This window comes from Ramlibacter rhizophilus (assembly GCF_004681965.1).
GTDB lineage: Bacteria > Pseudomonadota > Gammaproteobacteria > Burkholderiales > Burkholderiaceae_C > Ramlibacter > Ramlibacter rhizophilus.
Map to the genome: position 1 here is coordinate 248,154 of NZ_SMLL01000007.1, position 22,376 is coordinate 270,529.

Sequence of the window (22,376 nt, forward strand, 5' to 3'; positions counted from 1 at the left end):
CACGGTTTCCTAGAGCTTGATGCAGACGTTGCGCAGCTCGGTGTAGAACTCCAGCGAGTGCACGCCGCCCTCGCGGCCGATGCCCGACTGCTTGCTGCCGCCGAAGGGCGTGCGCAGGTCGCGCAGGAACCAGGCGTTGATCCAGCAGATGCCCACCTCCAGCTGCGCGCCGACGCGGTGCGCCCGCGCGAGGTTGGTGGTGTGCAGCGCGGCGGCCAGGCCGTAGGGCGTGTCATTGGCCAGGCGAATGGCCTCTTCCTCGGTGTCGAAGGGCCGCACGTGGCAGCAGGGGCCGAAGATTTCCTCCCGCACCACCGCGCTGGTCTCGGGCAGGCCGGTCCACACGGTGGGCTCGATCCATGCGCCCTCGGCCAGTTCGCCCGGCATCTGCGGCACGCTGCCGCCGGCAACGAGGGTCGCGCCCTCGGCCTTGGCCTTCTCGTAGTAGGAGAGCACCTTGCGCCGGTGCTCGTGCGAGATCAGCGGCCCGATCTTCGTGGCCGGGTCGTCGGGGCGGCCGGGCTTCATGGACCGGGCCGCCTCGCCCAGGCGGCGCACGAACTCGTCGAAGATCGGCCGCTCCACGTAGATGCGCTCGGTGCCAAGGCAGACCTGGCCGCAGTTGGCGAAGGCCGAGCGGGTGGTGGTCTCTATGGCCTGGTCCATGTCGCAGTCGGCGAAGACCAGCGCGGCGTTCTTGCCGCCCAGCTCCATGGAGGTGGACTTGATGCCGTCGGCCGCCGCCTTCAGGATGGCCGCGCCGGTGCGCGTCTCGCCGGTGAAGGTGATGGCGTTCACGTCCGGGTGGGTGGTGAGGAACTCGCCGGCCGAGTCCGGCCCGAAGCCGTGCACCACGTTGTAGACGCCGGGCGGGATGCCCACGGCGTTCATCACCTCGCCCAGCAGCGTGGCGGTGGAGGGCGTCTCTTCCGAGGGCTTGACCACCACCGTGTTGCCGCAGGCGAGCGCCGGCGCGACCTTCCAGGTCATGAGCAGCAGCGGCAGGTTCCAGGGGCAGATGGCGGCGACCACGCCCTTGGGCACGCGCAGCGCATAGTTGATGGCGCCCTTGCCGTCCGGCGTGGGCGTCTCGAAGAATTCCGTGGCCACGCCCTTGATCGTGTCCGCGAAGATCTTGAAGTTCGCCGCGCCGCGCGGGATGTCGATATGGGAGGCGAGCGACACGGGCTTGCCGGTGTCGGCGATCTCGGCCTGCAGGAACTCGTCGAAGCGGCGGTTGATCTCGTCGGCCACCGCGTGCAGCAGCTGCGCGCGCTCGTCCGCGGTCATGCGGCCCCAGGGACCGGTGAGGGCGGCGCGCGCGGCGCGCACGGCCGCATCGACCTCGGCGCGGCCGGCCTCGTGCACGCGCGAGACCAGGCGGTTGTCCAGCGGGCTGCGGTTGTCGAACAGGCGGCCGCTCTGGCCACCGACGAACTGGCCGTTGATGAAGTGCAGGGTTTCCCGGGTCATGGCGCGGCTCCCGTGGTGCCCGCTTCCTCTTCCTCGCGCGCGGCGATGTTCGCCAGCAGCTCGGCGCCGCGGTTGGCGGCCGAGAGGCCGCGGAACAGGAAGCAGAGGTTGACCGTGTCCTGCATCTCCAGCCAGCTCGCGCCGGCGCGGCGGGCCGCGATGCCGTGCAGGACGGCGGCGTCGCTGCCGTCCATCAGCAGCATGCCGAACAGCATGAGCTGTGCGGTCTTGACGTCGAAGCTGCGCGGGTACATGGCGTGCTCGCGCATCTGCTCCTGCAGGTCCACCATCTTGGGGTCGAGGGCGCCGGTGACGTTCAGGCGGGCTTCGATGCGCGGCGGCACGAAGCCGATCAATTCTTCATAGATCTTGCCGCGCTGCTCGACGCTCTCGTTCGCGTCCGCATACGGGCCGATGCGCTTGCGGACCGCGGTGAGGTTGATTCGTTTGGGCAGCATGGTGTGTCTCCTAGCGGGAAGGGGCTCGTGAGTCGGTGTTTGAAGGGGCCTGCCAGGCCGAGAGCACCTCGGCGCTGCTGCAGACGTCCCCGAAGAGAAAGCGCACGTTGTCCAGCGTGGCCGCGTGCAGGGCCGGTGTGTGCGAGCCCACCGCGTCCTGCACGGCGAAGCAGAAGTAGCCGTGGGCGTGCGCATCCCGCAGCGTGGACTCGACGCAGACCTGCGTCTGCACGCCGCAGAACACCAGCGTTCTGCGGCCCAGCCGCGCCAGCTGCGCCTGCATGTCGGTGCCGATGAAGCCCGAGTAGCTGTGCTTGGTCACCACGGCTTCCTCCGCCTGCGGCGAGAGGCCCCCGAACCAGTCGAAGCCCCAGGTGCCGGGCTTGCAGCATTCGGCCTCGATGCCGCGGGCGGCGAGCTTCAGGGCCATGGAGTCGGGGATGCGGTCGTGCGAATAGTCCGCCCGCAGCCACAGCACCGGAACGCCCGCCTCGCGCGCGCCGCGCACCAGCGCCTGCACCTGCGGCAGGATGGCCGCGCCGGCGGACACGTCCTTGCCCATGGTGCGGTCGATGTAGCCGCCTTCGGCGCAGAAATCGTTCTGCATGTCCACCACCACCAGGACGCTGCGGGCAGGCGACAGGCGCTCGGGCAGCCCGAGCGGAAGCGCGCGGCCGGCCAGGCTCATGAGAGGTCCCAGTAGGAGCCGCCCATGCCGCAGCGCATGGGAACGGAGGGCACGTAGAACACGCTCTCGGCCTTCGGGCGGCCCAGCTCGGCGGCGGCGCCCATGGCCACCACCCAGGACAGCAGCTCGCCTGCGCCACCGTCGCCGCCGGAGAGCAGCTTGTCCATGGTCAGCTCCCGGCCCGCGCGCTCGGTGTCGCCGCTTTCCATCAGTGCCATGAACCAGCGGTCGAAGTCCTCGTGCACGGTGAAATAGTCCGGGCCGCCGGGATCGTGCGAGAGCCCGCCCGTTCCCATGAGCACCACGCGCTCGTCGCCGGGGAAGGCCTGCACGATGCGCGCGATCTGCCGGCCCACCTCCAGGCACTTCGCGGCGCTGGGCACCGGGGGCACGATCGGGTTCATGTGGATGGGAACGAAGCGCACGTCGTAGCGCGGGAAGAGGAACTTCAGCGGCACCGACCAGTTGTCGTCGAAGAGCAGTTCCTCGGCGAAGGCATGGTTGATGCCGGCGCGGGCCGATTCGCGCACCAGGGCGCGCGCGAGCGGCCGGTGCCCGCCGATGCGGTAGTCCGGCACGTTGAGCCAGTCACGGAACCACGGCGCCGGGCCGGCCCACTCGTCGCCTATGCCCACGCAGAAGTCCGGGATGTTGTCCATGGAGAAGTTCAGCAGGTGGTCGTTGGCCACGCCGATCACCACGTCGGGCTTGAGCTCGTCCATGCGGCGGCCGAACTCCGCATAGCCGGCCAGCACCGCCTCCTGCTCGTGCGGCGGGGCCTTGTCGATCCAGCCGGTGACGCCGGGGGCGTGCGCGATGCCGATCGATGCGATCAGTCTTGCCATGGCTTGTCCTTGTGCAGCGGGTTGGCGGTTCAGCGGGCGGCGGCGCCGCTGGCGATCTTCATCTTCTCGGCGTACAGCCGAGCCGCTTCGCTGTCGTTGTGGTTGTAGCCCCCGCCCTTGAAGAGGCGCGAGACCTGGGGCAGGAAGTAGGGGTGCAGGCCGAGGCGGGCCAGGGTGGCGAGGTCCACCTCGCGCCAGGCCTGCTTCTCCTCGTCGCTGAGCTTGAAGCGGGCCATGCTGGCCTCGAGGTCGCGGCGGAAGAGGTCGTAGGCTTCGGGGTCGCGGCGCAGCTCGAAGACCATGCGGTTGGACGGCAAGGTGCGGTCGGTGTCTCGGATTCCCATGGCTTGTCTCCCATGCCGGTTCGGCTAAGCAATCGAAAAAGCAACGAAAATCGATTGTAGGCGTTGGGAGCGAGCAGGCAAGGGGGCGATCCGGGCGCCCCTGCGCGCCGTGGTGCCGGGTTCGACCAGCTCAGCAGCGTGGACCGCAGGTTGCGCCCTGTGCGGTCCAGGTGCCGGCGCGGCCGCGCGAACGCTCGCCGTGTCCGGCCGGACCACAGCACTGCCGACCCTGGCGCCCTCCGTCCGCCTGGAGCCGAGGGCGTCCAGTCAAGCTCACCGGTGGCGGTCGTTTCGGGGCGGATACCCACGGCGCTTGACAGTCCGGGGGTAGAAATCGATGATTTAAAACCAACTCGATTAACCGAGATAAAACGATGACTGCTCGCGCGGTGACTGGCCCCGCGGCCTGGACGGCCGAGGACATGCGGCGCGACCCGCGGTGGGTGGTGCCGCTGACCGAAGCGGAGCAGGCCGAGCTCCGGGCGGCGGCGGCCGGCCTGGCCGGTCGTGGCCCAGGGCTTGCATTCGGCGCTCGCGAGTTTCCCCTGCCCCTGCTGGGGCCACGCCTGGCCCGCATGCGCGAGGAGCTGGAGGACGGCCGCGGCGTGGTCCTGCTGCGGGGCGTGCCGGTCGAAGGCTGGGACCTTCCGACCGTCGAGCAGGTCTACTGGGGAATCGGCGCCCACCTGGGAACTGCGCTTGCGCAGACGCCCCGCGGGGAGCTGCTGGTGCGCGTCGAGGACCGGGGCGGCGACCAGTACCGCGACCCGACGGCGCGCGGCTTCCACACCGCGCGGCGGCTTCCCTTCCACAACGACCAGGGCGACGTCGTGGGCCTGCTGTGCGTGCGCACTTCTCTTTCCGGCGGTGCGAGCTGCATCGCCAGCGCCGCCGCCGTGCACAACGAGATCCTGCGGACCCGGGCGGACCTGCTGGAAGTCCTCTACGGACCGTGGTGGTGCGACATCCGCGGCGAGCAGCCGCCAGGCCGCCCGCCCTTCTATGTCGAGCCGCGCTTTTCTCAGTTCAACGGGCGCCTTTTCACCCAGCACGGGCGAACCTACATCGACAGTGCCCAGCGCTTTGCCGAGGTGCCTCGCCTGACGGACGCCCAGCTCGAGGCGATGACCCTGGTAGACGCGCTGTGCGCCAGCGACCGCTTCCGCCTCGACATGGACTTCCAGCCCGGTGACATCCAGTTCCTCAACAATCGCGTGGTGCTGCATTCGCGCACCGATTTCGTGGACCACGAGGAGCCCGGGCGTAAACGACTGCTGCTGCGCCTGTGGCTGCGCACGCCCGGCTACGAGGTGCTGCCGGAGTACTTCCGGCCGCGCTTCGAGGACATGGACTACTGGCTGCGCCACCCCGTGCCGCAGGCCACCTGAGTGCCCACCCGCCACCGAAGGAGATCGATGTGATCAAGCAACTTGCCCGCGCGCTGCTCGTCGGCGCAGCCCTCGCGGTCGCCAGCCTGGCCGGCGCGCAGGACTGGCCGGATCGTCCGCTCAAGCTCGTCGTTCCCTACACCGCCGGCGGGCAGTTCGACGTCGTCGCGCGCATGGTCGCCGAGCGCATGCAGCGCACGCTCGGCCAGCCGGTCGTGGTCGAGAACAAGCCGGGCGGCGCGACGCTGCTGGGGGCGGACTACGTGGCCAAGTCCAAGCCCGACGGCTACACGCTCTTCTACGCCGGCGCCAACGCTTTCGCGATCGCGCCCCACCTGTTTGCCAAGGTGCCATTCCAGCGCGGCGACTTCGAGACGATCTCGCTGGTGAGCGAACTGCCCATGGGACTGGTGGTGAGCGGCCAGTTGCCGGTCCGCACGCTGGAGGAGTTCGTCGCCTACGCCAAGGCGAATCCGGGCAAGGTGAATTTCGGGACGTCCGGCTCGGGCGGGGCGCAGCACCTGCTTTGCGAGCTGGTGAAGGACCGCGCCGGTATCGACATGGTCCACGTGGGCTACAAGGGCACCTCGCAGGTGCTGCAGGACCTGCTGCCTGGCCGGGTCAGCGCTGCCTGCGACGGGCTGCTGGCGTACGCGCCGCATGCCAAGGCAGGCGCGGTGCGCATCCTGGCGGTCTCCAGCGCCAAGCGCCTGCCCGCGCTGCCGGACGTGCCGACCTTCGCCGAAAAAGGCCTGCCGGATGCGACGGTCGCGTCCTGGGGCGGCATCATGGTCCCTGCAGGCGTGCCGGCGCCCGTGCGCGCCAGGCTGGTCGAGGCGGTTACGGCGGCGGCGAGCGCTCCGGAGGTCCAGCAGCGGATCGCGTCCGATGCGGCCGTGCCGCGCACCACCACGCCGGAGGAATTCGATGCGGTGATCCGGGCGGACCACGAGAAGTGGGGTGACGTCATCCGGAAGTTGGGCCTTGCGGGCTCCAAGTAGTTGAAATGAGTCAACTTGCTGGTTCGGCCTAGGGCGATCCCTATAATCGATAATCCTCCGCCCATCGATAAACTCATGGACCTCGCCCAGCTAGCCGAGCAGAACGGCCAGACGCTCTCCACCGCCATTGCCAGCACGCTGCGGGCCGCCATCTCCAATGGAGAACTGGCGCCGGGCTGCAAGCTGCGGCTGGACGAACTGCGCGCGACCTTCGGTGTCAGCCTGAGCCCGCTGCGCGAGGCGCTGTCGCGCCTGTCCGCCGAGGGGTTCGTGGTGATGGAGGACCAGCGCGGCTACCGCGTGGCCCCCATTTCCGAAGCGAACCTGGTCGAGGTCACCAAGCTGCGCGCGATGGTCGAGACCTTCGCGCTGCGCGAGGCCATCGCCCAAGGCGACGACCGCTGGGAAGGCGAGGTGGTCGCGAGCCTGTACCGGCTCAACAAGCTCGAGCGCGTCGACATGCCGGCCGACTCGGGGGCCTGGGAGGCCGCGCACCGCGACCTGCACCACCGCCTCATCAGCGCCTGCAAGATGCCGCTGCTGCTGTCGTTCAGCGCCACCTTGCACGACCTGAACGACCGCTACCGGCGCCTCTTCCTGACCTCCCGGCCGTTCGATCGGGCCGTGCGGCGCGAGCACACCGACATCGCCAACGCGGCCATCGAGCGCAACGCCGACCTGGCCTGCGAGATCCTGCGCGAGCACATCGAGCGCACCGGCACCAACATCCGCAAGGCGCTGCTGAAGAACGAAGCGGCGCCCGCCAAGCAGGCTGCCTGAACGGGCGCCTGAGCGGCGCGCCCCATCGCCCGGCCGCGCTGCGCGCGGCTCGCCTCCTGCCCGACCCATCGCCGAGCGCATGCGCAGCGCTCCGGCACCTGCGGGGCCGCTTGCCCGGCGGCTTTCGCTTCGGGCATTCCCTCGGTTCAGTTGACAGCTCGCAGACCCCGGTCTAAATTGGCCATGGCAGATCGATAGCGCCAGCAATAATCGATTTATTTTTCCCGCCTTCCGCCCACGGCGCAAGCGCGCCCAGGACCCGCCATGCCCAAGACCCTCATCCACAGCGACAAGGCGCCGGTGACCGGCTTCACCGACAAGTCTCGGCCCTCGCCCCTGGCCCAGGCCATCCGCGCCGGCGACTTCATCTTCGTTTCCGGCCAGGGGCCGCTGGACCCGGTGACGCGTGAGGTGGTGAGCGAGGACATCGCGGTGCAGACGCGGCAGGTGCTGGGCAACATCCAGGCCGTGCTGGAGGCCGGCGGCGCCACGATGGCGCAGGTGGTGAACATGCGCGTGAGCCTGCGCAACACCAGCGACTTCCCCGCCTTCAACGAGGCCTTCCGCGACTTCATGGCCGGCGAGAAGGTCACGCGCACCTGCGTGGCCGCCTCGCCGCACCGCACGGGCGTGCTGGTCGAGATCGACTGCGTCGCCTGGCTGGGATGAGCATGCAGCTGGCTCCCGCCGAGGTCGATGCGCTGCAGGCGGCCGAGCCGCGCGCGCCCTACCTGCGCCTGCAGGGGATCCGCAAGAACTTCGGCGCCGGCGACAGCCAGACGCTCGCCATCGATGGCGTGGACCTGGACGTGCGCGAGGGAGAGTTCCTGGCCGTGATCGGCCCCTCGGGCTGCGGGAAGTCCACGCTGCTGCAGATCGCCGCGGGCCTGGCGGCGCCGAGCGAAGGCGTGGTGAGCTTCGAGGGCAATGCAGTGCTCGCGCCACCCCCGGGCATCGTGTACCTCTTCCAGCAGTACGGCAAGTCACTCTTCCCCTGGCGCACCGTCATCGACAACGTGGCCTTCGCCATCGAGCACCGGCCCGGCATGAACCGCGAGCGCGCGCACGCGGAGAGCCGTCGCTACCTGCAGATGGTCGGCCTGGGCGACTCCGAGCGCAAATACCCCTGGCAGCTCTCGGGCGGCATGCAGCAGCGCGTGACCATCGCGCGCGCGCTGGCCGCGCAGCCGCGCGTGCTGCTGCTGGACGAGCCCTTCAGCTCGGTCGATGCGCTGACGCGGCTGGAGCTGCACGCCCTGGTGCTGGAGCTGTGGCAGCAGCAGCGCTTCACCGCGGTGCTCGTCACGCACGACGTGGACGAGGCCGTGTTCCTCGCCGACCGCGTCGCGGTGCTGTCGCGGCGGCCCTCGCAGGTGGTGGAAGTGGTGGAGACGGAGTTGCCGCGCCCGCGAGACAACATCGCCACGCGGGAATTGCCGCGCTTCATCGAGCTGCGGCACCACCTGCTGTCGCAACTGCTGCGGCGCGAGGCATGAGCGCCACCGCCTTCTCGCGCCGGCGGCCCGAGCGCTACCTCGGCCTGGCCACCGTGCTCGCGCTGGTGCTGGCGCTGGAGGGCTGCGTCCGATCGGGTTCGGTCAACGCGGCCATCGTGCCGCCGCCCAGCGTGGTGATCGCGAAGCTCGGGGGCATCCTCACCGGCGGGGACTTCGCGCAGCCGCTGGCCGAGACCCTGTACCTGCTCTTCGCCTCCTATGCCATCGGCTGCGCCCTGGCCGTCGGGCTGGGCCTGCTGATGGGGCGCTACGCCTTCGTGCACGGCCTCTTCGAGCCGCTGGTGGAGTTCCTGCGGCCGCTGCCCAAGCCGGCGCTGCTGCCGCCGCTCATCCTGTTCCTGGGACTGGGCGACGCCATGAAGATGACGGCAGTCGCCCTGGGCGTTTTCTTCCCGGTCCTGATCAACACTGTGCAGGGCGTGCGCGGCACCGACCCGGTGCTGCTGGACGTGGCGCGCACCTTCGGCCACAAGCCCACCGCGGCCGTGTTCAAGGTGGTGCTGCCCTCGGCCCTGCCGCTGATCCTGGCCGGCATGCGCGTGAGCCTGGGCCTGGGCCTGGTGCTGGTGATAGTGGCCGAGATGATGGCGGGCACGGGCGGCATCGGCTTTCTCGTCATCGACATGCAGCGCTCCTTCCGCAGCGCCGACATGTACGCCTGGATCGTCATCCTCGCCGTCCTCGGCTATGGACTGAACGCGCTCTTCGTGCGCCTGGAGCGCCGCCTCATCCACTGGTCCCTGTCGTCAACCGATTGAAGGAGAACCCCATGCCTTTCCATGCGCTTTCCCGCCGGGTCTTCGGCCTGGCCACGGCCTTGCTGGTGGCGGCCGGCCTGGCCGCGCCCGCCGTCGCGCAGCAGACGACCAAGCTGCGCGTGAGCACCATTCCCATCATCGACACGGCGCCGCTGCAGATCGCGCGTGCCAAGGGTTTCTTCGCGCAGGAGGGCCTGGAGGTGGACACCACGCCGACGGCGGGTGGCGCCGCCGGCCTTCCGGCGCTGGCCGCCGGGCAGGTGCAGATCGCCTTCAGCAACATCATCTCCATCGTGCTGGGGGCCAAGCAGAACCTGGGCTTCCAGATCGTCGCGGCGGGCAGCGGCACCGGCGGCGAGCCGCCGGACCTGGCGGGCCTCATCGCCAAGAAGGACGCCAAGCTCAAGACCGGCAAGGACTTCGAGGGCAAGCGCGTGGCCGTCAACACCCGCAACAACATCATCTGGCTGTACGCGCGCGAATGGGTGCGCGCCACCGGCGGTGACCCGGACAAGGTCACCTACCTGGAGGTGCCCTTCCCGCAGATGATCGACGCCGTGCGGGGCGACCGCGTCGATGCCGCCTTCGTGGTGGAACCCTTCCTCTCGGCCGGCCTGTCGGCCGACAACATGACCCTGGTGGGCTGGCCCTACAACACGGTGCGAAAGTACATCCCCGTGGGCCAGTACGCCACGACCAAGGGGTACCTGGAGCAGAACCCGGTGGTGATCGAGAAGTTCGTGCGCGCCTACAACAAGGGCGTGGACTGGGCCAACGCCAACAAGGGCTCGGAGGAGTGGTCCAAGATCATCTCGGAGTACACCAAGCTGCCGCCCGAGAAGATCAAGACGCTGAACCTGCCGCCTTTCGAGAAGACCGTCGATCCGGCCGGCGTCGATGCGGTGGTGGACCTCATGCGCAAGAACAACATGCTCGAGGGCGCCTTCGACAGCAAGGCCCTGCTGTATCGCACGGCGACGCAGCCCCCGCGCTGAGACGGGCGAGGCCGCATGCAGATCGAAGCGAAGGCGCGCGTCGTCGAGGGCGACATCGTCACCATGGACCCGGCGCGCCCGCGCGCGCAGGCCCTGGCGGTGCGCGGCGGCCGCCTCCTGGCGGTGGGCAGCCGCCAGGAGGCGGAAGCCGCCGCGGGCCCAGGCCACGAGCGGCTGCGCTGGGATCGCGGCACGATCGTGCCGGGCCTGATCGACACCCACAACCACATGCACTGGACCGGAATCCAGTCGCGCCTGGTGGACCTGGCCGGTGCCCGCTCCATCGCGGACATCCAGCGCAGCGTGCGCGAGTGGGCCGCCCGCCATCCCGAGGCGCCCTGGGTCACCAGCGGCACCGGCTGGCACGTGGCCAACCTCGCCGAGCAGCGCTATCCCACGCGGCAGGAGCTCGACGCCGCCTGCGCGGAGCGGCCGGTGTACCTGCCGCGCGTGGGCCATGCGGCGGTGGTCAATTCCCGGGCGCTTCAACTGGCCGGCATCGGCGCGGGCACGCCCGACCCGGAGGGCGGCAAGATCGAGCGCGACGCGCAGGGCCTGCCCAATGGCGTGCTGCTGGAGCCGCCGGCCTTCGAGCCGGTGGCGCGCCTGGTGCCGCCGCCCAGCCTGGCCGACCAGGAAGGTGCGCTGCGCGACGTGCAGGCCACCTACCATGCCGCGGGCCTGACCGGCATCGTCGACCCCGGCGTGACGCCGGAGATCATGGCCGTCTACCAGAACCTCTGGGCGCGCGGCGAGCTCAGCATGCGTTCGGTGATCATGCCGCTGGCCGACTCCAGCCTGCCGCTGGAGGAGAACCTCGCGCGGCTGCGCAACGCGGGCCTGCGCACCGGCTTCGGCGACGCACGCCTGAAGCTCGGCGGCGTCAAGCTGTTCCTGGACGGCGGCGCCTCGCTGGGGACCTCGCTCATGCGCGAGCCCTACCCGGACGAACGCTGCAACTGCGGCATCCAGGTCACCCCCACCGAGACCTTCCGCCAGATCGCCTGGCAGTGCGCGCGCCAGGGCTGGTCGCTGGGTGTCCACGTGGTGGGCGGCAAGGCCATCGACATCGCGCTGGACGTCTTCGCGGAGATCGACCGCGAGATCCCGCTCGCGCCGCTGCGCTTCTGCCTCATCCACGCCTACCTCTGGCCCGAGGCGCGCAACATCCGCGAGGCCCGGCGCATGGGCATCACCGTGGCCACGCAGTGTTCCATGCAGTACACCTTCGGGCCGCTGCTGGTCAAGCGCTTCGGCACCGCGCTCATGGCCACGGCCACGCCGGTGCGCAGCTGGCTGGATGGCGGCGTGGTGGTGGGCGGTGGCTCCGATTCGCCGGTCACGCGCTTCGAACCGCTGCTGGGCCTGTGGCAGGCGCGCACGCGCAGGATCGCAGGCACCGACGAGCCCATCGGCAAGCTGCAGGCCGTGAGCGGCGAGGAGGCGCTGGCCATGTACACGCGTGACGCCGCCTACGTGGCTTTTTCCGAGCACGAACGCGGCATGCTGCGCCCCGGCCTGCTGGCCGACTGGACAGTGCTCTCGGTGGACCCCACGACGTGCGAGGCCGAGGCGCTGGCCGACGCGCAGGTGCTGGCCACCGCCGTGGGTGGGGAGCTGGTGCATGGCCGCTGAAGGACGCGTGCGCTCGCAGCGCGTGTGGGGCTTCGTGCTCATCGCCGCACTGCTGGTGCTGTGGGAAGTCTCCGCACGCACCTGGGTCAGCAGCAACAACTGGCCGCCGATCTCCCGCATCGTCGTGGCGGGCGCGCAGGCGCTGGCCGCCGGCGAGCTGCCGCAGGTCTTCGGCTCCAGCCTGTGGCGCATGCTCGCTGGCTACGCGGCTGGTGCCGGGCTGGGTGTGCTGGTGGGCGTTCTCATGGGGCGCTTCCGCCTGGTCAACGCCGCGCTGGACACGCTGGTGGAACTGGTGCGGCCCATCCCCATTCCGGCCATCGTGCCGCCGCTCATCCTGCTGCTGGGCATCGACGCGACCATGAAGATCTTCATCGTCGCCTTCGCCAGCTTCTTCCCGGTGCTGGTCAACACGATCGCCGGCGTTCGTTCGGTGGACCGTGTGTCGCTGGACGTGGCCCGCACCTTCCACGTCTCCCCGGCGCGAACGCTCTGGCGCGTGGTGCTGCCGGCCAGCATGCCCTTCATCATGGTCGGCCTGCGCACCAGCCTGGCGCTGGCGCTGATCGTCACCGTGATCGCGGAGATGATCGCCGGCTCCGAAGGCATCGGCTACTACCTCATGACCATGCAGTACGCCATGCGTTCGGGCGAGATGTACGCCGCCATCCTGCTGCTGGCGCTGATGGGCTATCTCCTGAACCTGTGCATGCTGGGCGTGGAGCGGCGCGTGCTGCACTGGTTCCAGCGCGGGAGCTAAGAGAAGCTGTGAACGAATTCGCCACATCCGCCTCGGCCTCCAGAAAGCGCCCCCTCGGCGTTGCAAATGCTCGCCATAGCCCGAGCTATGCCTGCGCTTTGCGCCTTGATGGGCCACTTTCTGGCGGCCGCTTCGGACGCGCCGAATCCATTCACAGCTTCTGACCATGTCCAAGAACCTCAGCTGGAAGATCGGCGATGCGACCGTCACCCGCATCGAGGAGCAGCTCGGCCCCGGCAGCTTCTCGCCCGACCAGTACTTCATCGGCTTCGAGCCGCAGCTGCTGGACCGGCACCTGTCCTGGCTGGCGCCGAACCACTACCTGCCCGGGACCAACGAGCTGGTCACCAGCGTGCATTCCTGGCTGGTGCGCACCCGCCATCACACCATCCTGGTGGACGCCTGCTCGGGCAACCACAAGGACCGCCACTGGTGGCCCCGCTTCCACCAGCTGCAGACGCCCTACCTGGAGCGCCTGGCCGCCGCGGGCGTGGCGCCGGAACAGGTGGACATGGTCATGTGCACGCACCTGCACGCCGACCACATCGGCTGGAACACGCAGCTCAAGGATGGCCGCTGGGTGCCGACCTTCCCGAATGCGCGCTACCTCTTCTCGCGCAAGGAGTGCGAGCACTGGGACCCCGAGCGCAACCCGGCCGGCGCCGACGACCCGCATCGGCGCATCGCCTACCAGGACAGCGTCCTGCCGGTCATCGAGGCGGGCCTGGCCGAGCTCGTCTCGGGCCCGCATGTCATCGACGACGAGCTGCTGATCGAGGACGCGCCGGGCCACACGCCCGGGCACATCCTGCTGAAGCTGCGGCACCCCTCGGGTGGTGGCGTCTTCTGCGGCGACGTGATCCACCATCCGCTGCAGGTCTATGCGCCGCACTGGGTGATGCGCTTCTGCGAGGACCACGAGCAGTCCCGGGCCACGCGCCGCCGCGTGCTGGAGCACTGCGCGGACACGGGCGCGCTGCTGCTGCCCACGCACTTCGGTGCGCCGCACGTGGCGGCGATCCGCAGGACCGCGGAGGCGTTCGAGGCGCGGTGGGTGGCGCCCGGGGATTGAAAGGGATTTCCTCCTTCCCCCTTTGGGGGAAGGCTGGGATGGGGGCCCGCGTGAAAGACCCTTGTCGGGGCGCGCGGCCCCCACCCCTGCCCTCCCCCAGAGGGGGAGGGGGGTCATCCCCCTGACGCGACCCGACGTATCTCCTCCAGCAACTCCCGCGCCCCCGGCGACGCGTGCTCCGGCGCGCGCCGCAGCACGCCGATCGGCCGCTCGGTACCGGGCAGGGCCACCGGCAGGGTCACCAGCGCGCCGGCCTGCAGCTCGTGCAGGAACAGCTGGCGCGAGGCGGCGGTGAGCATGTCGGTTTCCAGCAGCAGGCCGCGGATCACCGAGATGTCCGAGGACTCCACCGCCACCCGCGGCGATCCCAGCCCCGCGTCGGCAAAGCACGCATCGAGCGCGGTGCGCGAGGGCGTCCCCGACGGCGGCAGCACCCAGGGCACGGCGAGCAGGTCCGCGAGGGTGAGCGCGTCGCGCCCGGCCAGGGGGTGGTCGCTGCGGGCGAGCGGCTCCATGGCGAGCTCGGCGAGCTGCTCCAGCATCAGCCCGTGCCCGGGCGGCTCGGCCGGCAGCGCGCCCACCAGGAAATCCACGTCGCCCAGGGCGAGCGCGGAGACCAGGCCGTCCAGCGGGCCTTCCACCGTGCGCACGTGAAGGCGCGGATGCCGCGCGAGCACGCGGCCGATGGCGGCGGGCAGCACGTAGGGCCGGCTGAAGGGCAGGGCGCCGATCACCACCTGGCCTTCGACCACGCCGCGCAGCGCCGAGATCTCGTCGGCCGCGAGGCGCAGCTGCGCGAGCGCGCGCTTGAGATGCACGACCAGCAGCTCGCCGGACTCGGTGAGCGCCACGCCGGCATGCGTGCGGTCGAACAGCGGCACCCCGGCGGCCGCCTCCATCTCGTGCAGCGCCATGCTGGCAGCCGGTTGTGTCACTCCCACGAGCGCAGCCGCCGACGCGATGGGGCGCCGCGCCGTGAAGGCGAAGAGCAAGGCCAGGCGCCGCTCGTGGACGCCCAGGGAGAAGAAGGGGGCATGGCGGATGCGGCCGGCCAGGCCCGGGTGCCTTCGGCACAGGGCCTCGCAGGCCGCCTCCAGTTGCGCGAAGGCGGCCTCGGCGTGGTGCAGCAGCAAGCGCCCGGCGGGGGTGGGCAGCCACCGCCCGGGATGGCGTTCGAACAGGGGCGCGCCCAGCGCCGCTTCCAGCTCCTGCACCGAACGCGAGACGGCCGAAGGCGCGCGGTGCAAGGCTTGCGCCGCGCGGGCGATGCTGCCCTCGCGGGCCACGCAGAGGAAGGGGCGGATGTGTTTGGTGTGCACGGTCCGGACGGCGGCGCGCCCGGGGCCGCGCGCTTCAGGCGGCGGCCGGGTGGACGCCGAGCAAGCGTATCAGCTCGGGCGAATCGACCACCGCGCCGAAGTTCACCCGCACCGTGGCCAGCGTGCCTTCATGCCCGGCGCGGTTGCCGCTGCCCACGCAGTCCTGCGCGAGCACCACGTGGTAGCCCAGGAAGAAGCCGTGCCGCAGGGTGGAGTCCACGCACACGTTGGTGGCCACGCCGCACAGCACCAGCGTGCGGATGCCGCGCGCCTGGAGCTGGGCATGCAGTTCGGTGTCGTGGAAGCCGCTGAAGGTGTGTTTGGTGATCACCAGGTCGGCGGGCTCGGGCCGGATGCGGAACCAGTCGGCGCCCCAGCTGCCTTCCAGGCACAGCCCTTCCTGCTCCTTGCGCTGAACGATGTGGGCTGGCGCGAGGTAACGGAAGTCGTAGAGCGAGCGCAGCCAGGCCACCGTGGCGCCGCCCTCGCGCGCCGCCGCGGCGAGGCGCTCGATGCGCTGCGCGATGCGCGCGTTCTCCTCGGCCTCGATGGTGTGCCGCCCGCTGGCCGCGCGCGCGCGGGCGAGAAAACCGTCCGCGTCGCAGAAGTCGTTCTGCATGTCCACGACCAGCAGCGCCGTGTGCGCCGGCCGCAGCTGCGCTTCGAGCGTGCGCAGCAGGGTGTCCGCCGGCATCACTTGTCGGGCATGACCGTGCCGCACTGCTTGCAGGTGCGAGCGTCCATGTTGCTCCAGAAGCGGTCGTAGGCGCGCGAGACGGGGTCGGCGCCGTAGTCGGCCACCACGAAGGTCTCCTCGTGCAGGAAGTGGTCGCAGGACGGGCAGAACCAGTGGAAGCGGTCCACCTCGCCGGGGCGGCGCTTGCGCTCGATCACCAGCTGGAAGGCCTCGGGGCCGAAGCGCGGCGAGTGGGGCACCAGCGGCGGCTGGTACAGGCAGCTGCCCTCGGGGACGTGGGAGATGTGCACCTTGTTCTCGGCATCGCGCCAGTGCAGGTGCAGGTCGCCCTTGAGCGAGTACTGCATCTCGAAGCTGGGATTCAGGTGGAACTCGCTGCGGTACTCGCGGCCGCGCGCGATGAAGGCCAGGCAATCGTCTTCCTGCCACAGCGGGTAGGTGCGGCGCTTGTCGGTCTTGCTCAGCATGTCCATGACTTCCTGGAAGTCGATCTGCGGCATGCGCTGCTGGAGGGTGGGAAAGAGCACGTTCATGTTCATGGGGTTGTCCTTGTCCAGGAAAGTTCAGGCCTCCAGCGGCGGCGCCTCGAAGCCGCGCCAGCCGGCCTCCAGCAGTTGCGCCAGCGCGATGCAGCTCAGGTCGCCATAGACCGGGCCGATGATCTGCACGCCGATGGGCAGGCCCGCACGCGAGCGGCCGGCCGGTGCCACGGTGGCCGGCAGGTAGGCCAGGCCCGCGAGGCCGGCCCAGAAGACCTGGTCGATGGACGGCCGCTCGCGGCCGTTGACCGTCACCAGGCGTTCATGGCGCGGCTGCGAGTGGTCGTGCGCGAACGCGGGGGTGGCCGCCGCCGGGCACAGCAGCACGTCCCAGCGGGAGAAGAACTGCTCCCAGGCGCGCTGCATGGCGTGCCGCCGCGCGTGCGCCTGCAGCCAGTCGCGGTGCGTGGCGGCGATGCCGCGCGCGAAGCGGGCCGGGTAGCTGTCGTCCTGCGGCGAGAGCGCGGCGCGTTCCTGCTGGAAGCGCTCGTAGTCCGCGAGCGGCATGCGGCCACTGGTCGTGGCGCGGATCATGAGCGTGGCGTCGCGCGAGACGGCCTCGAAGTCGATGTCCGGCCGCGCGTCCCAGGACACCTGTGCGCCCTCGGCGGCCAGGAAGCGCGCCACTGCGTCCACCGCCTCGCGCACCTCGGCGTCCACCTCGCACACCGGCGTGTCCAGCAGCACGGCGACGCGCCAGCCGCGGATGTCCGCGTGGGGGCAGGGCGGCAGCTTCAGTTCCCAGGCCCGCGCCTCGGCGCCGTCGGGTCCGGCGGTGAGCGCCAGGCCGAGCTGCAGGTCCGCGGCGCTGCGGCCCATGGGGCCGACCACCGAGATGTCGGTGCGCGGGCCCGGCGTGACCCAATGGCCGGCCGGCGGCACGATGCCCCAGGTCGGCTTGTGGGCGTAGATGCCGCAGAAGTGCGCCGGAATGCGCAGCGACCCCCCGATGTCGCTGCCGAACTCGAAGCCGGTGAGCCCCGCGGCCAGCGCCGCGGCCGAGCCGCCGGAGGACCCACCTGGCGTGCGCGAAAGATCCCAGGGATTGGCGGTGGTGCCGTGGAGCTCGTTGTAGCTTTGCCAGTCGGCCAGCATCAGCGGCACGTTGGTCTTGCCGAACACGATGGCGCCGGCGTCCTGCAGCCGGCGCACGGCTTCGGCCGTGCCGGCGGCGATGTTGTCGCGGTTCGCGGGCGCGCCCCAGGTGGTGGGCAGGCCGGCGAGGTCGAAGGACTCCTTCACGGTCATGGGCACGCCGTGCAGCGGCCCGCGCACCTGGCCGCGCGCGAGGGCGGTGTCGGCCGCGTCGGCCGCGGCGCGGGCGCGCTCGACGTCGCGCACCACCACCGCATTGATCGCGCCGTCCAGCGCCTCGATGCGGCGCAGGTACATCTCCAGCAGCTCGCGGCTGCCGAAGCGGCGCGCGCGCAGGCCAGCGGCGAGTTCGGTGGCACTGGCGAAGGCGAGGTTCATAAGGCGGCTCCGTGCAAGGCACGTTGTTGATCGAGATGGCGCGGCCAGTCCAGCGTGGCCCCGCGGGCCATGAACCTGCGTGCGCCGGCGACCCCGCGGCGGGTCGACCATTTTTGGGCAGGGTCGGCGCCACTCTTGTATCAAAACGCTGAGGCGGGTGTCGAATCTGCTGATAGATGAGCGCGTCGCGCAGGCCGGGCACATTACCGACAATGCGCCAGCCCCTCGGTCCGAAGGACAGCGCCCTTGAAACCCATCCCCACACGACTCGAACTCGACGAGCTCCAGTTCCGCTTCGGCCCCATGCACGAGGCCAGCCGCCGTGAACTTGAGGTGCCCTGGTCGGTGCGCGACGATCGACTGGCCCGGCTGCTGGACCTGGTGCGCAGCCACGCGGACGACTTTGCGCGGGCCATCTCGGCCGACTTCGGCCAGCGGCCGGCGCAGGAGACGCGCATGCTGGAGGTCTTCCCCGCGCTGGAGGCGATCCGCCATGCGCGCCGGCACGGCGCCGGCTGGATGAAGCCGAGGCGCCGCTCGCCGGGCCGCTGGTTTCGCGGCAGCGCGCGCGTCCTGCCGCAGCCCCTGGGCGTGGTGGGCGTCATCGCGCCCTGGAACTACCCGCTGCTGCTGGCCGTCTCGCCCCTGGCCGGTGCGCTCGCGGCCGGCAACCGGGCCATGGTGAAGATGTCCGAGCATGCGCCGCGCACGGCCCGTCTGCTGGCCGAGTGCGTGGCCCGGCGCTTCGAGCCCGAGGAACTGTGGGTCACGACGGGCGACGCGCAAACCGGCGCGCAGTTCGCCGGCCTGGGTTTCGACCACCTGCTCTTCACCGGCTCCGGCGCGGTCGGCCGCGAGGTGATGCGCGCGGCCGCCGCGCGGCTCACGCCGGTGACACTGGAGCTGGGCGGCAAGTCGCCGGCCATCGTGGCGCCCGGCTATCCGCTGGGCCATGCGGTCGAACGCATCCTCGCGGGCAAGCTGATGAACGCGGGGCAGACCTGCATCGCGCCCGACTACGTGCTGCTGCCCGCGGGGCAGGAGGCCGCCTTCGTCGAGGCCGCGCGGCGCGTGGTGGGACGCTTCTATCCGGCGCTGGCCGGCAACCCGGACTACTGCAGCATCGCCTCGGACCACCATTTCGACCGCCTCCTGGACCTGCTGGACGACGCCGAGCGCTTCGGCGCCCGTGCGCACGAGCTGTCCCCCGCCGCGGCGGACGCACAGAGCCGGCGACTGCCGCCGCTGGTGCTCACGGGGGTGGAGGACGGGATGCGCGTGATGCAGGAGGAGATCTTCGGGCCCGTCCTGCCGCTGGTGACGTACCGCGATCTCGGCGAGGCACTCGCCTATGTCAATGCCCGTCCGCGGCCCCTGGCCCTGTACCTGTTCGACCGCGACCGCCGCCGCGTCCAGCACGTTCTGCGACACACCGTGGCCGGCGGGGTGACCGTCAACGACACCCTGCTGCACGCCGGCCCGAGCGAGCTGCCTTTCGGCGGCGTGGGCGCGAGCGGCATGGGCCACTACCACGGCGAAGCCGGCTTCCTCACCTTCTCCAAGTCCAAGCCGGTGCTGGTCGCCTCGCGCTTGAGCGGCGTGTCGCTGCTCAACCCGCCGTATGGACGGCTGGCGCGGGGGCTCGCCCGCCTGCTGGCACGTTGATCCGCTCGCCGCATGCCCCAAGCCCGGCCGGGACTTGGGCCGCCGGCCGTTCCATGGGAGACTGCGCACTCCTTGCGCCTGCCGCGCCTGCCGCAGTACCTCCATGTTCCGGCCTCGACAACTCCTGGACGGCGTGCCGCCCCGCCCCACGGGGGTCGGGGTGCTGCGCCTGCTCCTGGTGCTGTGCGTGACCGTTCCGCTGCTGCTGCTGGCGGCTTTCTCGGCCTACCGCCTGCGGCAGATGGAAGCCGAGGCCGAGTTGCGGCTGAACCGGTCGCTGGCCATCGCGCACGAGCACGCCCTGCGCACCCTGGCCATCAACCAGACTCTCCTGCAGCACGTGCGCGACATCGCGCCGCGCGCAGGGCCCGTGGGCGAGCAGCAGCGCGCCCGGCTGCACCTGCAGCTGGCCGAACTGGCAGGCGACCAGCCGCAGGTCCATGCGCTGTGGGTGCAGGGCGCCGACGGCTCGCTGATCGCGTCCAGCCTTCCGGCGCCGTTTCCCGCCCCTGCGGTGCACGCGGCCGGCGAGCGCGCGCGGGCCCACCGCGACGGCTACATGGGCCTGCACCTCTCCCCGCCCCAGCCGTACTCGTCCGACGGGCGCGTCTTCGACATGAGCATGGGCCGCTATGACGACACGGGCGCCTTCGCCGGCGTGGTCGCGCTGAGCATGCAGCCGTCCTACTTCGCGCGCTTCCACCAGACCCTGGCGGCCGAGGAGCCGGGCGTGGCCGTGACCGTGTTCCGCGAGGACGGCGTGGTGTACTCGCGCTGGCCGCCCCTGCCGACTGCGCCCGAGCGCATGTCGCCCCAGGGCGAGGTGCTCTCTCGCGTGCTGGCGGGCGAGACCGAGGGCTTCGTGCGCAACGTGTCCTCGCTGGACCAGCGCAAGCGGCTGATCATCTTCCGCAAGCTGGGGGACTACCCCGTCTACATCGGCGTGGGCCGCGAACTGGGCGCGGTGCGCGCGGAGCTGCGCAAGGAAGTCGCGCAGCTGGCCGCCTTCGGTGCCGTGCCGGTGCTGGGCGTCCTGCTCACGGCCTGGCTGGCGATGCGGCGCACGCGCGAGTCGCTGGTGGCGGCGGACCGCCTGCGCCAGGAGTCCGAGGCGCGGCGCGAGGCCGAGGAGGCACTGTTCCAGGCGCAGAAGATGGAAGCGCTGGGACGGCTCACGGGCGGCGTCGCGCACGACTTCAACAACGCGCTGATGGTCATCAGCGGCCATGCGCACATGCTGCGGCGCAAGGGACCCGAGGCGCTGCAGCGCCACCTGGACGCGATCGGCCGCGCCGTGGAGTCGTCCACCCATCTGACCCGCCAGCTGCTGGCGTTCTCGCGCCGGCAGGCCCTGAGCCCGACGACGCTGCGCCTGCAGGACAGCCTGCCGGCGATGCGCGACCTGATCGCGCCCACGCTGGGCAGCCGCATCGCCTTGTCCATCGAGGTCGATCCCGCCACCGCGCCCATCCACCTGGACGGGGCCGAACTGGAGCTGGCCCTCATCAACCTGGCCGTGAATGCGCGCGACGCCATGGGCGGGGTGGGCCACTTCACGCTGCGCGCCGGCCCGGTGGAGGCGCCCGATGGCGGGTCTGCGGCCTGGGTCCTGCTGGAGGCGCAGGACAGCGGCCCGGGCATGCCGCCCGAGGTGGCCGCGCGCGCCTTCGAGCCCTTCTTCACGACCAAGCCCGCGGGCAAGGGCACCGGGCTGGGACTGAGCCAGGTCTATGGCCTGTGCCAGCATGCGGGTGGCCAGGTGGACATCCTCAGCGCGCCCGGCCAGGGCACCACGGTGCGCATGCGCTTTCCGCCCACGACGCAGCCGCAGCTGCCGGCCGCGACGCCGGTGGACCAGCTGCCCACGGTGTGCCGCACGGTCCTGCTGGTCGAAGACAACCTGGAGGTGGCGCAGGTCGTGCAACCGACGCTGGAGGCGCTGGGCTGCACCGTCACGCACGCGAGCACCGCCGCCCTCGCCCTGGCCGCGCTGGCGCGCGGTGACGCCTTCGACGTGCTGCTGAGCGACGTGGTCATGCCCGGCGGCATGGACGGCGTGGCCCTGGCCATGGCCGTGCGCGAGCGGTATCCGCAGGTGGCGGTGCTGCTCATGACCGGCTACTCGGAACAGATCCGGGCCATCGCCGACATGGGCCTGCCGGTGCTGCCCAAGCCCTTCACGCCCGAGGCCCTGGCGCAGGCGCTGGCCCGCCTGGACGGCGCTCAGGGCGCGGGCGACTCGCCCCCGTCCAGCATGTAGCCCGCGCCGGTGATGAAGCGCGTCGCGTCGCCGCACAGCGAGGCGACGAAGCGCCCGAAGTCGTCCGGGCGGCCGATCACCTTGTCCTTCACGCCGAGCTGGCGTGCCCGGTCGGTGTCGTGGGGCCCCGCGAAGAGGGCGTTGATCGTGATGCCCTGGGCATAGAGTTCAGGCGCTGCGCTCTTGGCCCAGGCCCACAGCGCGCTGCGCGCGGCGGCCGAGAGGCACAGGAAGGGCTTGGGCGCCTTCACGCTGGTGGACGAGACGATGACGATGCGGCCCCAGCGCGCGGCCTTCATCGCCTCGGCCGCGGCGCGCACCTGGCGCCAGGCCGGATAGAAGGTGCTGTCGAAGGCGGCGGCGAAGTCCGGCTCGCCGGCCTCCAGCGGCAGGAGCGGCTTCGGGCCCGGCGTGTTCACTACGGCGATGTCCAGCCGGCCGAAGCGCCGCAGCGCTTCCTGGACGGCCTGCCCCGGCAGCGAAGGGTCCAGCAGGTCGCCCTCGAAGGCCACGCACCGGTCCGGGTGCTGCGCGGCCAGCGAAGCCAGTGCCTCGCTCGCGCGCGCCACCGCCACCACCTTCGCGCCTTCGGCCAGCAGCGCCTGCGCCGTGGCGCGGCCCAGGCCGCGCGAGGCGCCGGCCACCACGGCCACCCGATCCTTCAGTCCGAGATCCATTCGTGTATCCCCCGGGGCCGCGCCCGTAGAAT

22 protein-coding genes are annotated in these 22,376 nt (G+C 71.0%); 12 read left to right on the forward strand and 10 right to left on the reverse strand.

The annotated features are described in order from the left end of the window. Positions 1-9: 9 nt before the first annotated feature. Genes EZ242_RS18060 through EZ242_RS18080 form a run of 5 tightly spaced genes read right to left on the reverse strand, consistent with a single transcriptional unit; the run spans position 10 to position 3,808 of the window. Entirely contained in the window at positions 10-1,473 is a 1,464-nt protein-coding gene (locus EZ242_RS18060) for a 2-hydroxymuconic semialdehyde dehydrogenase (RefSeq protein ID WP_135286596.1), read from the reverse strand. Further along, positions 1,470-1,931, reverse strand: a complete 462-nt coding sequence (locus EZ242_RS18065; protein ID WP_135286597.1) for a carboxymuconolactone decarboxylase family protein — start codon at positions 1,929-1,931, stop codon at positions 1,470-1,472. The genes EZ242_RS18060 and EZ242_RS18065 overlap by 4 nt, the downstream gene beginning before the upstream one ends. Before the next feature lie 10 nt (positions 1,932-1,941). After that, complete coding sequence (locus EZ242_RS18070) at positions 1,942-2,619, reverse strand: cysteine hydrolase family protein (RefSeq protein WP_135286598.1); 678 nt, start codon at positions 2,617-2,619, stop codon at positions 1,942-1,944. Continuing rightward, entirely contained in the window at positions 2,616-3,464 is an 849-nt protein-coding gene (locus EZ242_RS18075) for a DODA-type extradiol aromatic ring-opening family dioxygenase (protein WP_135286599.1), read from the reverse strand. The genes EZ242_RS18070 and EZ242_RS18075 overlap by 4 nt, the downstream gene beginning before the upstream one ends. A gap of 29 nt (positions 3,465-3,493) precedes the next feature. Continuing rightward, complete coding sequence (locus EZ242_RS18080; RefSeq protein WP_135286600.1) at positions 3,494-3,808, reverse strand: hypothetical protein; 315 nt, start codon at positions 3,806-3,808, stop codon at positions 3,494-3,496. 389 nt (positions 3,809-4,197) lie between these two features. Between EZ242_RS18080 and EZ242_RS18085 the strand changes: the two genes are divergently transcribed. From EZ242_RS18085 to EZ242_RS18130, 10 genes are all read left to right on the forward strand, one after another. Beyond that, the gene (locus EZ242_RS18085) at positions 4,198-5,196 is read left to right on the forward strand and encodes a TauD/TfdA family dioxygenase (protein ID WP_167784843.1); all 999 of its coding nucleotides are present in this window, start codon (positions 4,198-4,200) and stop codon (positions 5,194-5,196) included. A 29-nt stretch (positions 5,197-5,225) separates the two neighbouring features. Then, positions 5,226-6,197 carry a Bug family tripartite tricarboxylate transporter substrate binding protein gene (locus EZ242_RS18090; RefSeq protein WP_135286602.1) on the forward strand — a complete coding sequence of 324 codons (972 nt, stop codon included), beginning with the start codon at positions 5,226-5,228 and terminating at the stop codon, positions 6,195-6,197. A 75-nt stretch (positions 6,198-6,272) separates the two neighbouring features. Continuing rightward, a complete protein-coding gene (locus EZ242_RS18095; RefSeq protein ID WP_135286603.1) occupies positions 6,273-6,977 on the forward strand; it encodes a GntR family transcriptional regulator in 705 nt (234 codons plus the stop codon). Between the two features lie 264 nt (positions 6,978-7,241). Beyond that, a complete protein-coding gene (locus EZ242_RS18100) occupies positions 7,242-7,646 on the forward strand; it encodes a RidA family protein (RefSeq protein ID WP_135286604.1) in 405 nt (134 codons plus the stop codon). Between the two features lie 2 nt (positions 7,647-7,648). Continuing rightward, a complete protein-coding gene (locus EZ242_RS18105; protein WP_135286724.1) occupies positions 7,649-8,473 on the forward strand; it encodes an ABC transporter ATP-binding protein in 825 nt (274 codons plus the stop codon). Beyond that, on the forward strand, positions 8,470-9,252 hold the full coding sequence (locus EZ242_RS18110) for an ABC transporter permease (RefSeq protein WP_135286605.1): 783 nt from the start codon (positions 8,470-8,472) through the stop codon (positions 9,250-9,252). The genes EZ242_RS18105 and EZ242_RS18110 overlap by 4 nt, the downstream gene beginning before the upstream one ends. Positions 9,253-9,263: 11 nt before the next feature. Further along, positions 9,264-10,247, forward strand: coding sequence for an ABC transporter substrate-binding protein (locus EZ242_RS18115; protein WP_135286606.1), 984 nt, complete (start codon positions 9,264-9,266; stop codon positions 10,245-10,247). A 15-nt stretch (positions 10,248-10,262) separates the two neighbouring features. Further along, entirely contained in the window at positions 10,263-11,882 is a 1,620-nt protein-coding gene (locus tag EZ242_RS18120) for an amidohydrolase (RefSeq protein WP_135286607.1), read from the forward strand. Continuing rightward, positions 11,872-12,642, forward strand: a complete 771-nt coding sequence (locus EZ242_RS18125) for an ABC transporter permease (RefSeq protein ID WP_135286608.1) — start codon at positions 11,872-11,874, stop codon at positions 12,640-12,642. Before EZ242_RS18120 ends, EZ242_RS18125 begins: the two co-directional genes overlap by 11 nt. A 166-nt stretch (positions 12,643-12,808) precedes the next feature. Next, a complete protein-coding gene (locus tag EZ242_RS18130) occupies positions 12,809-13,714 on the forward strand; it encodes an MBL fold metallo-hydrolase (protein ID WP_135286609.1) in 906 nt (301 codons plus the stop codon). 113 nt (positions 13,715-13,827) lie between these two features. Here EZ242_RS18130 and EZ242_RS18135 read toward each other — a convergent pair whose 3' ends face one another. From EZ242_RS18135 to EZ242_RS18150, 4 genes are read right to left on the reverse strand one after another with little or no spacing between them, the layout of a single operon-like run. Then, positions 13,828-15,033 (reverse strand): LysR substrate-binding domain-containing protein, encoded by a 1,206-nt coding sequence (locus tag EZ242_RS18135; protein WP_135286610.1) that lies wholly within the window; start codon positions 15,031-15,033, stop codon positions 13,828-13,830. A gap of 34 nt (positions 15,034-15,067) precedes the next feature. Continuing rightward, positions 15,068-15,727 (reverse strand): cysteine hydrolase family protein, encoded by a 660-nt coding sequence (locus EZ242_RS18140; RefSeq protein ID WP_135286611.1) that lies wholly within the window; start codon positions 15,725-15,727, stop codon positions 15,068-15,070. Then, positions 15,727-16,269, reverse strand: a complete 543-nt coding sequence (locus EZ242_RS18145; protein WP_240787146.1) for a 3-hydroxyanthranilate 3,4-dioxygenase — start codon at positions 16,267-16,269, stop codon at positions 15,727-15,729. The genes EZ242_RS18140 and EZ242_RS18145 overlap by 1 nt, the downstream gene beginning before the upstream one ends. A gap of 24 nt (positions 16,270-16,293) precedes the next feature. Beyond that, positions 16,294-17,742, reverse strand: a complete 1,449-nt coding sequence (locus EZ242_RS18150) for an amidase (RefSeq protein WP_135286612.1) — start codon at positions 17,740-17,742, stop codon at positions 16,294-16,296. Positions 17,743-18,045: 303 nt separating this feature from the next. Between EZ242_RS18150 and EZ242_RS18155 the strand changes: the two genes are divergently transcribed. Together EZ242_RS18155 and EZ242_RS18160 are read left to right on the forward strand one after the other, a co-directional pair. Further along, complete coding sequence (locus tag EZ242_RS18155) at positions 18,046-19,407, forward strand: coniferyl aldehyde dehydrogenase (protein WP_135286726.1); 1,362 nt, start codon at positions 18,046-18,048, stop codon at positions 19,405-19,407. A 103-nt stretch (positions 19,408-19,510) separates the two neighbouring features. Continuing rightward, positions 19,511-21,667: a hybrid sensor histidine kinase/response regulator gene (locus EZ242_RS18160; RefSeq protein WP_135286613.1), complete on the forward strand. Its 2,157-nt coding sequence runs from the start codon at positions 19,511-19,513 to the stop codon at positions 21,665-21,667. Here the strand turns inward: EZ242_RS18160 and EZ242_RS18165 are convergent. Then, entirely contained in the window at positions 21,631-22,344 is a 714-nt protein-coding gene (locus EZ242_RS18165) for an SDR family NAD(P)-dependent oxidoreductase (RefSeq protein WP_167784845.1), read from the reverse strand. The genes EZ242_RS18160 and EZ242_RS18165 overlap by 37 nt on opposite strands. Between the last annotated feature and the right edge of the window lie 32 nt (positions 22,345-22,376).

Coding starts and splice junctions, on each gene's coding strand:
- EZ242_RS18145 (WP_240787146.1), bottom strand. CDS start 16,269: ATGAACATGAACGTGCTCTTTCCCACCCTCCAGCAGCGCATGCCGCAG.
- EZ242_RS18150 (WP_135286612.1), bottom strand. CDS start 17,742: ATGAACCTCGCCTTCGCCAGTGCCACCGAACTCGCCGCTGGCCTGCGC.
- EZ242_RS18060 (WP_135286596.1), bottom strand. CDS start 1,473: ATGACCCGGGAAACCCTGCACTTCATCAACGGCCAGTTCGTCGGTGGC.
- EZ242_RS18160 (WP_135286613.1), top strand. CDS start 19,511: ATGTTCCGGCCTCGACAACTCCTGGACGGCGTGCCGCCCCGCCCCACG.
- EZ242_RS18165 (WP_167784845.1), bottom strand. CDS start 22,344: ATGGATCTCGGACTGAAGGATCGGGTGGCCGTGGTGGCCGGCGCCTCG.
- EZ242_RS18130 (WP_135286609.1), top strand. CDS start 12,809: ATGTCCAAGAACCTCAGCTGGAAGATCGGCGATGCGACCGTCACCCGC.
- EZ242_RS18065 (WP_135286597.1), bottom strand. CDS start 1,931: ATGCTGCCCAAACGAATCAACCTCACCGCGGTCCGCAAGCGCATCGGC.
- EZ242_RS18110 (WP_135286605.1), top strand. CDS start 8,470: ATGAGCGCCACCGCCTTCTCGCGCCGGCGGCCCGAGCGCTACCTCGGC.
- EZ242_RS18140 (WP_135286611.1), bottom strand. CDS start 15,727: ATGCCGGCGGACACCCTGCTGCGCACGCTCGAAGCGCAGCTGCGGCCG.
- EZ242_RS18105 (WP_135286724.1), top strand. CDS start 7,649: ATGCAGCTGGCTCCCGCCGAGGTCGATGCGCTGCAGGCGGCCGAGCCG.
- EZ242_RS18070 (WP_135286598.1), bottom strand. CDS start 2,619: ATGAGCCTGGCCGGCCGCGCGCTTCCGCTCGGGCTGCCCGAGCGCCTG.
- EZ242_RS18125 (WP_135286608.1), top strand. CDS start 11,872: ATGGCCGCTGAAGGACGCGTGCGCTCGCAGCGCGTGTGGGGCTTCGTG.
- EZ242_RS18115 (WP_135286606.1), top strand. CDS start 9,264: ATGCCTTTCCATGCGCTTTCCCGCCGGGTCTTCGGCCTGGCCACGGCC.
- EZ242_RS18155 (WP_135286726.1), top strand. CDS start 18,046: ATGCACGAGGCCAGCCGCCGTGAACTTGAGGTGCCCTGGTCGGTGCGC.
- EZ242_RS18095 (WP_135286603.1), top strand. CDS start 6,273: ATGGACCTCGCCCAGCTAGCCGAGCAGAACGGCCAGACGCTCTCCACC.
- EZ242_RS18100 (WP_135286604.1), top strand. CDS start 7,242: ATGCCCAAGACCCTCATCCACAGCGACAAGGCGCCGGTGACCGGCTTC.
- EZ242_RS18120 (WP_135286607.1), top strand. CDS start 10,263: ATGCAGATCGAAGCGAAGGCGCGCGTCGTCGAGGGCGACATCGTCACC.
- EZ242_RS18075 (WP_135286599.1), bottom strand. CDS start 3,464: ATGGCAAGACTGATCGCATCGATCGGCATCGCGCACGCCCCCGGCGTC.
- EZ242_RS18080 (WP_135286600.1), bottom strand. CDS start 3,808: ATGGGAATCCGAGACACCGACCGCACCTTGCCGTCCAACCGCATGGTC.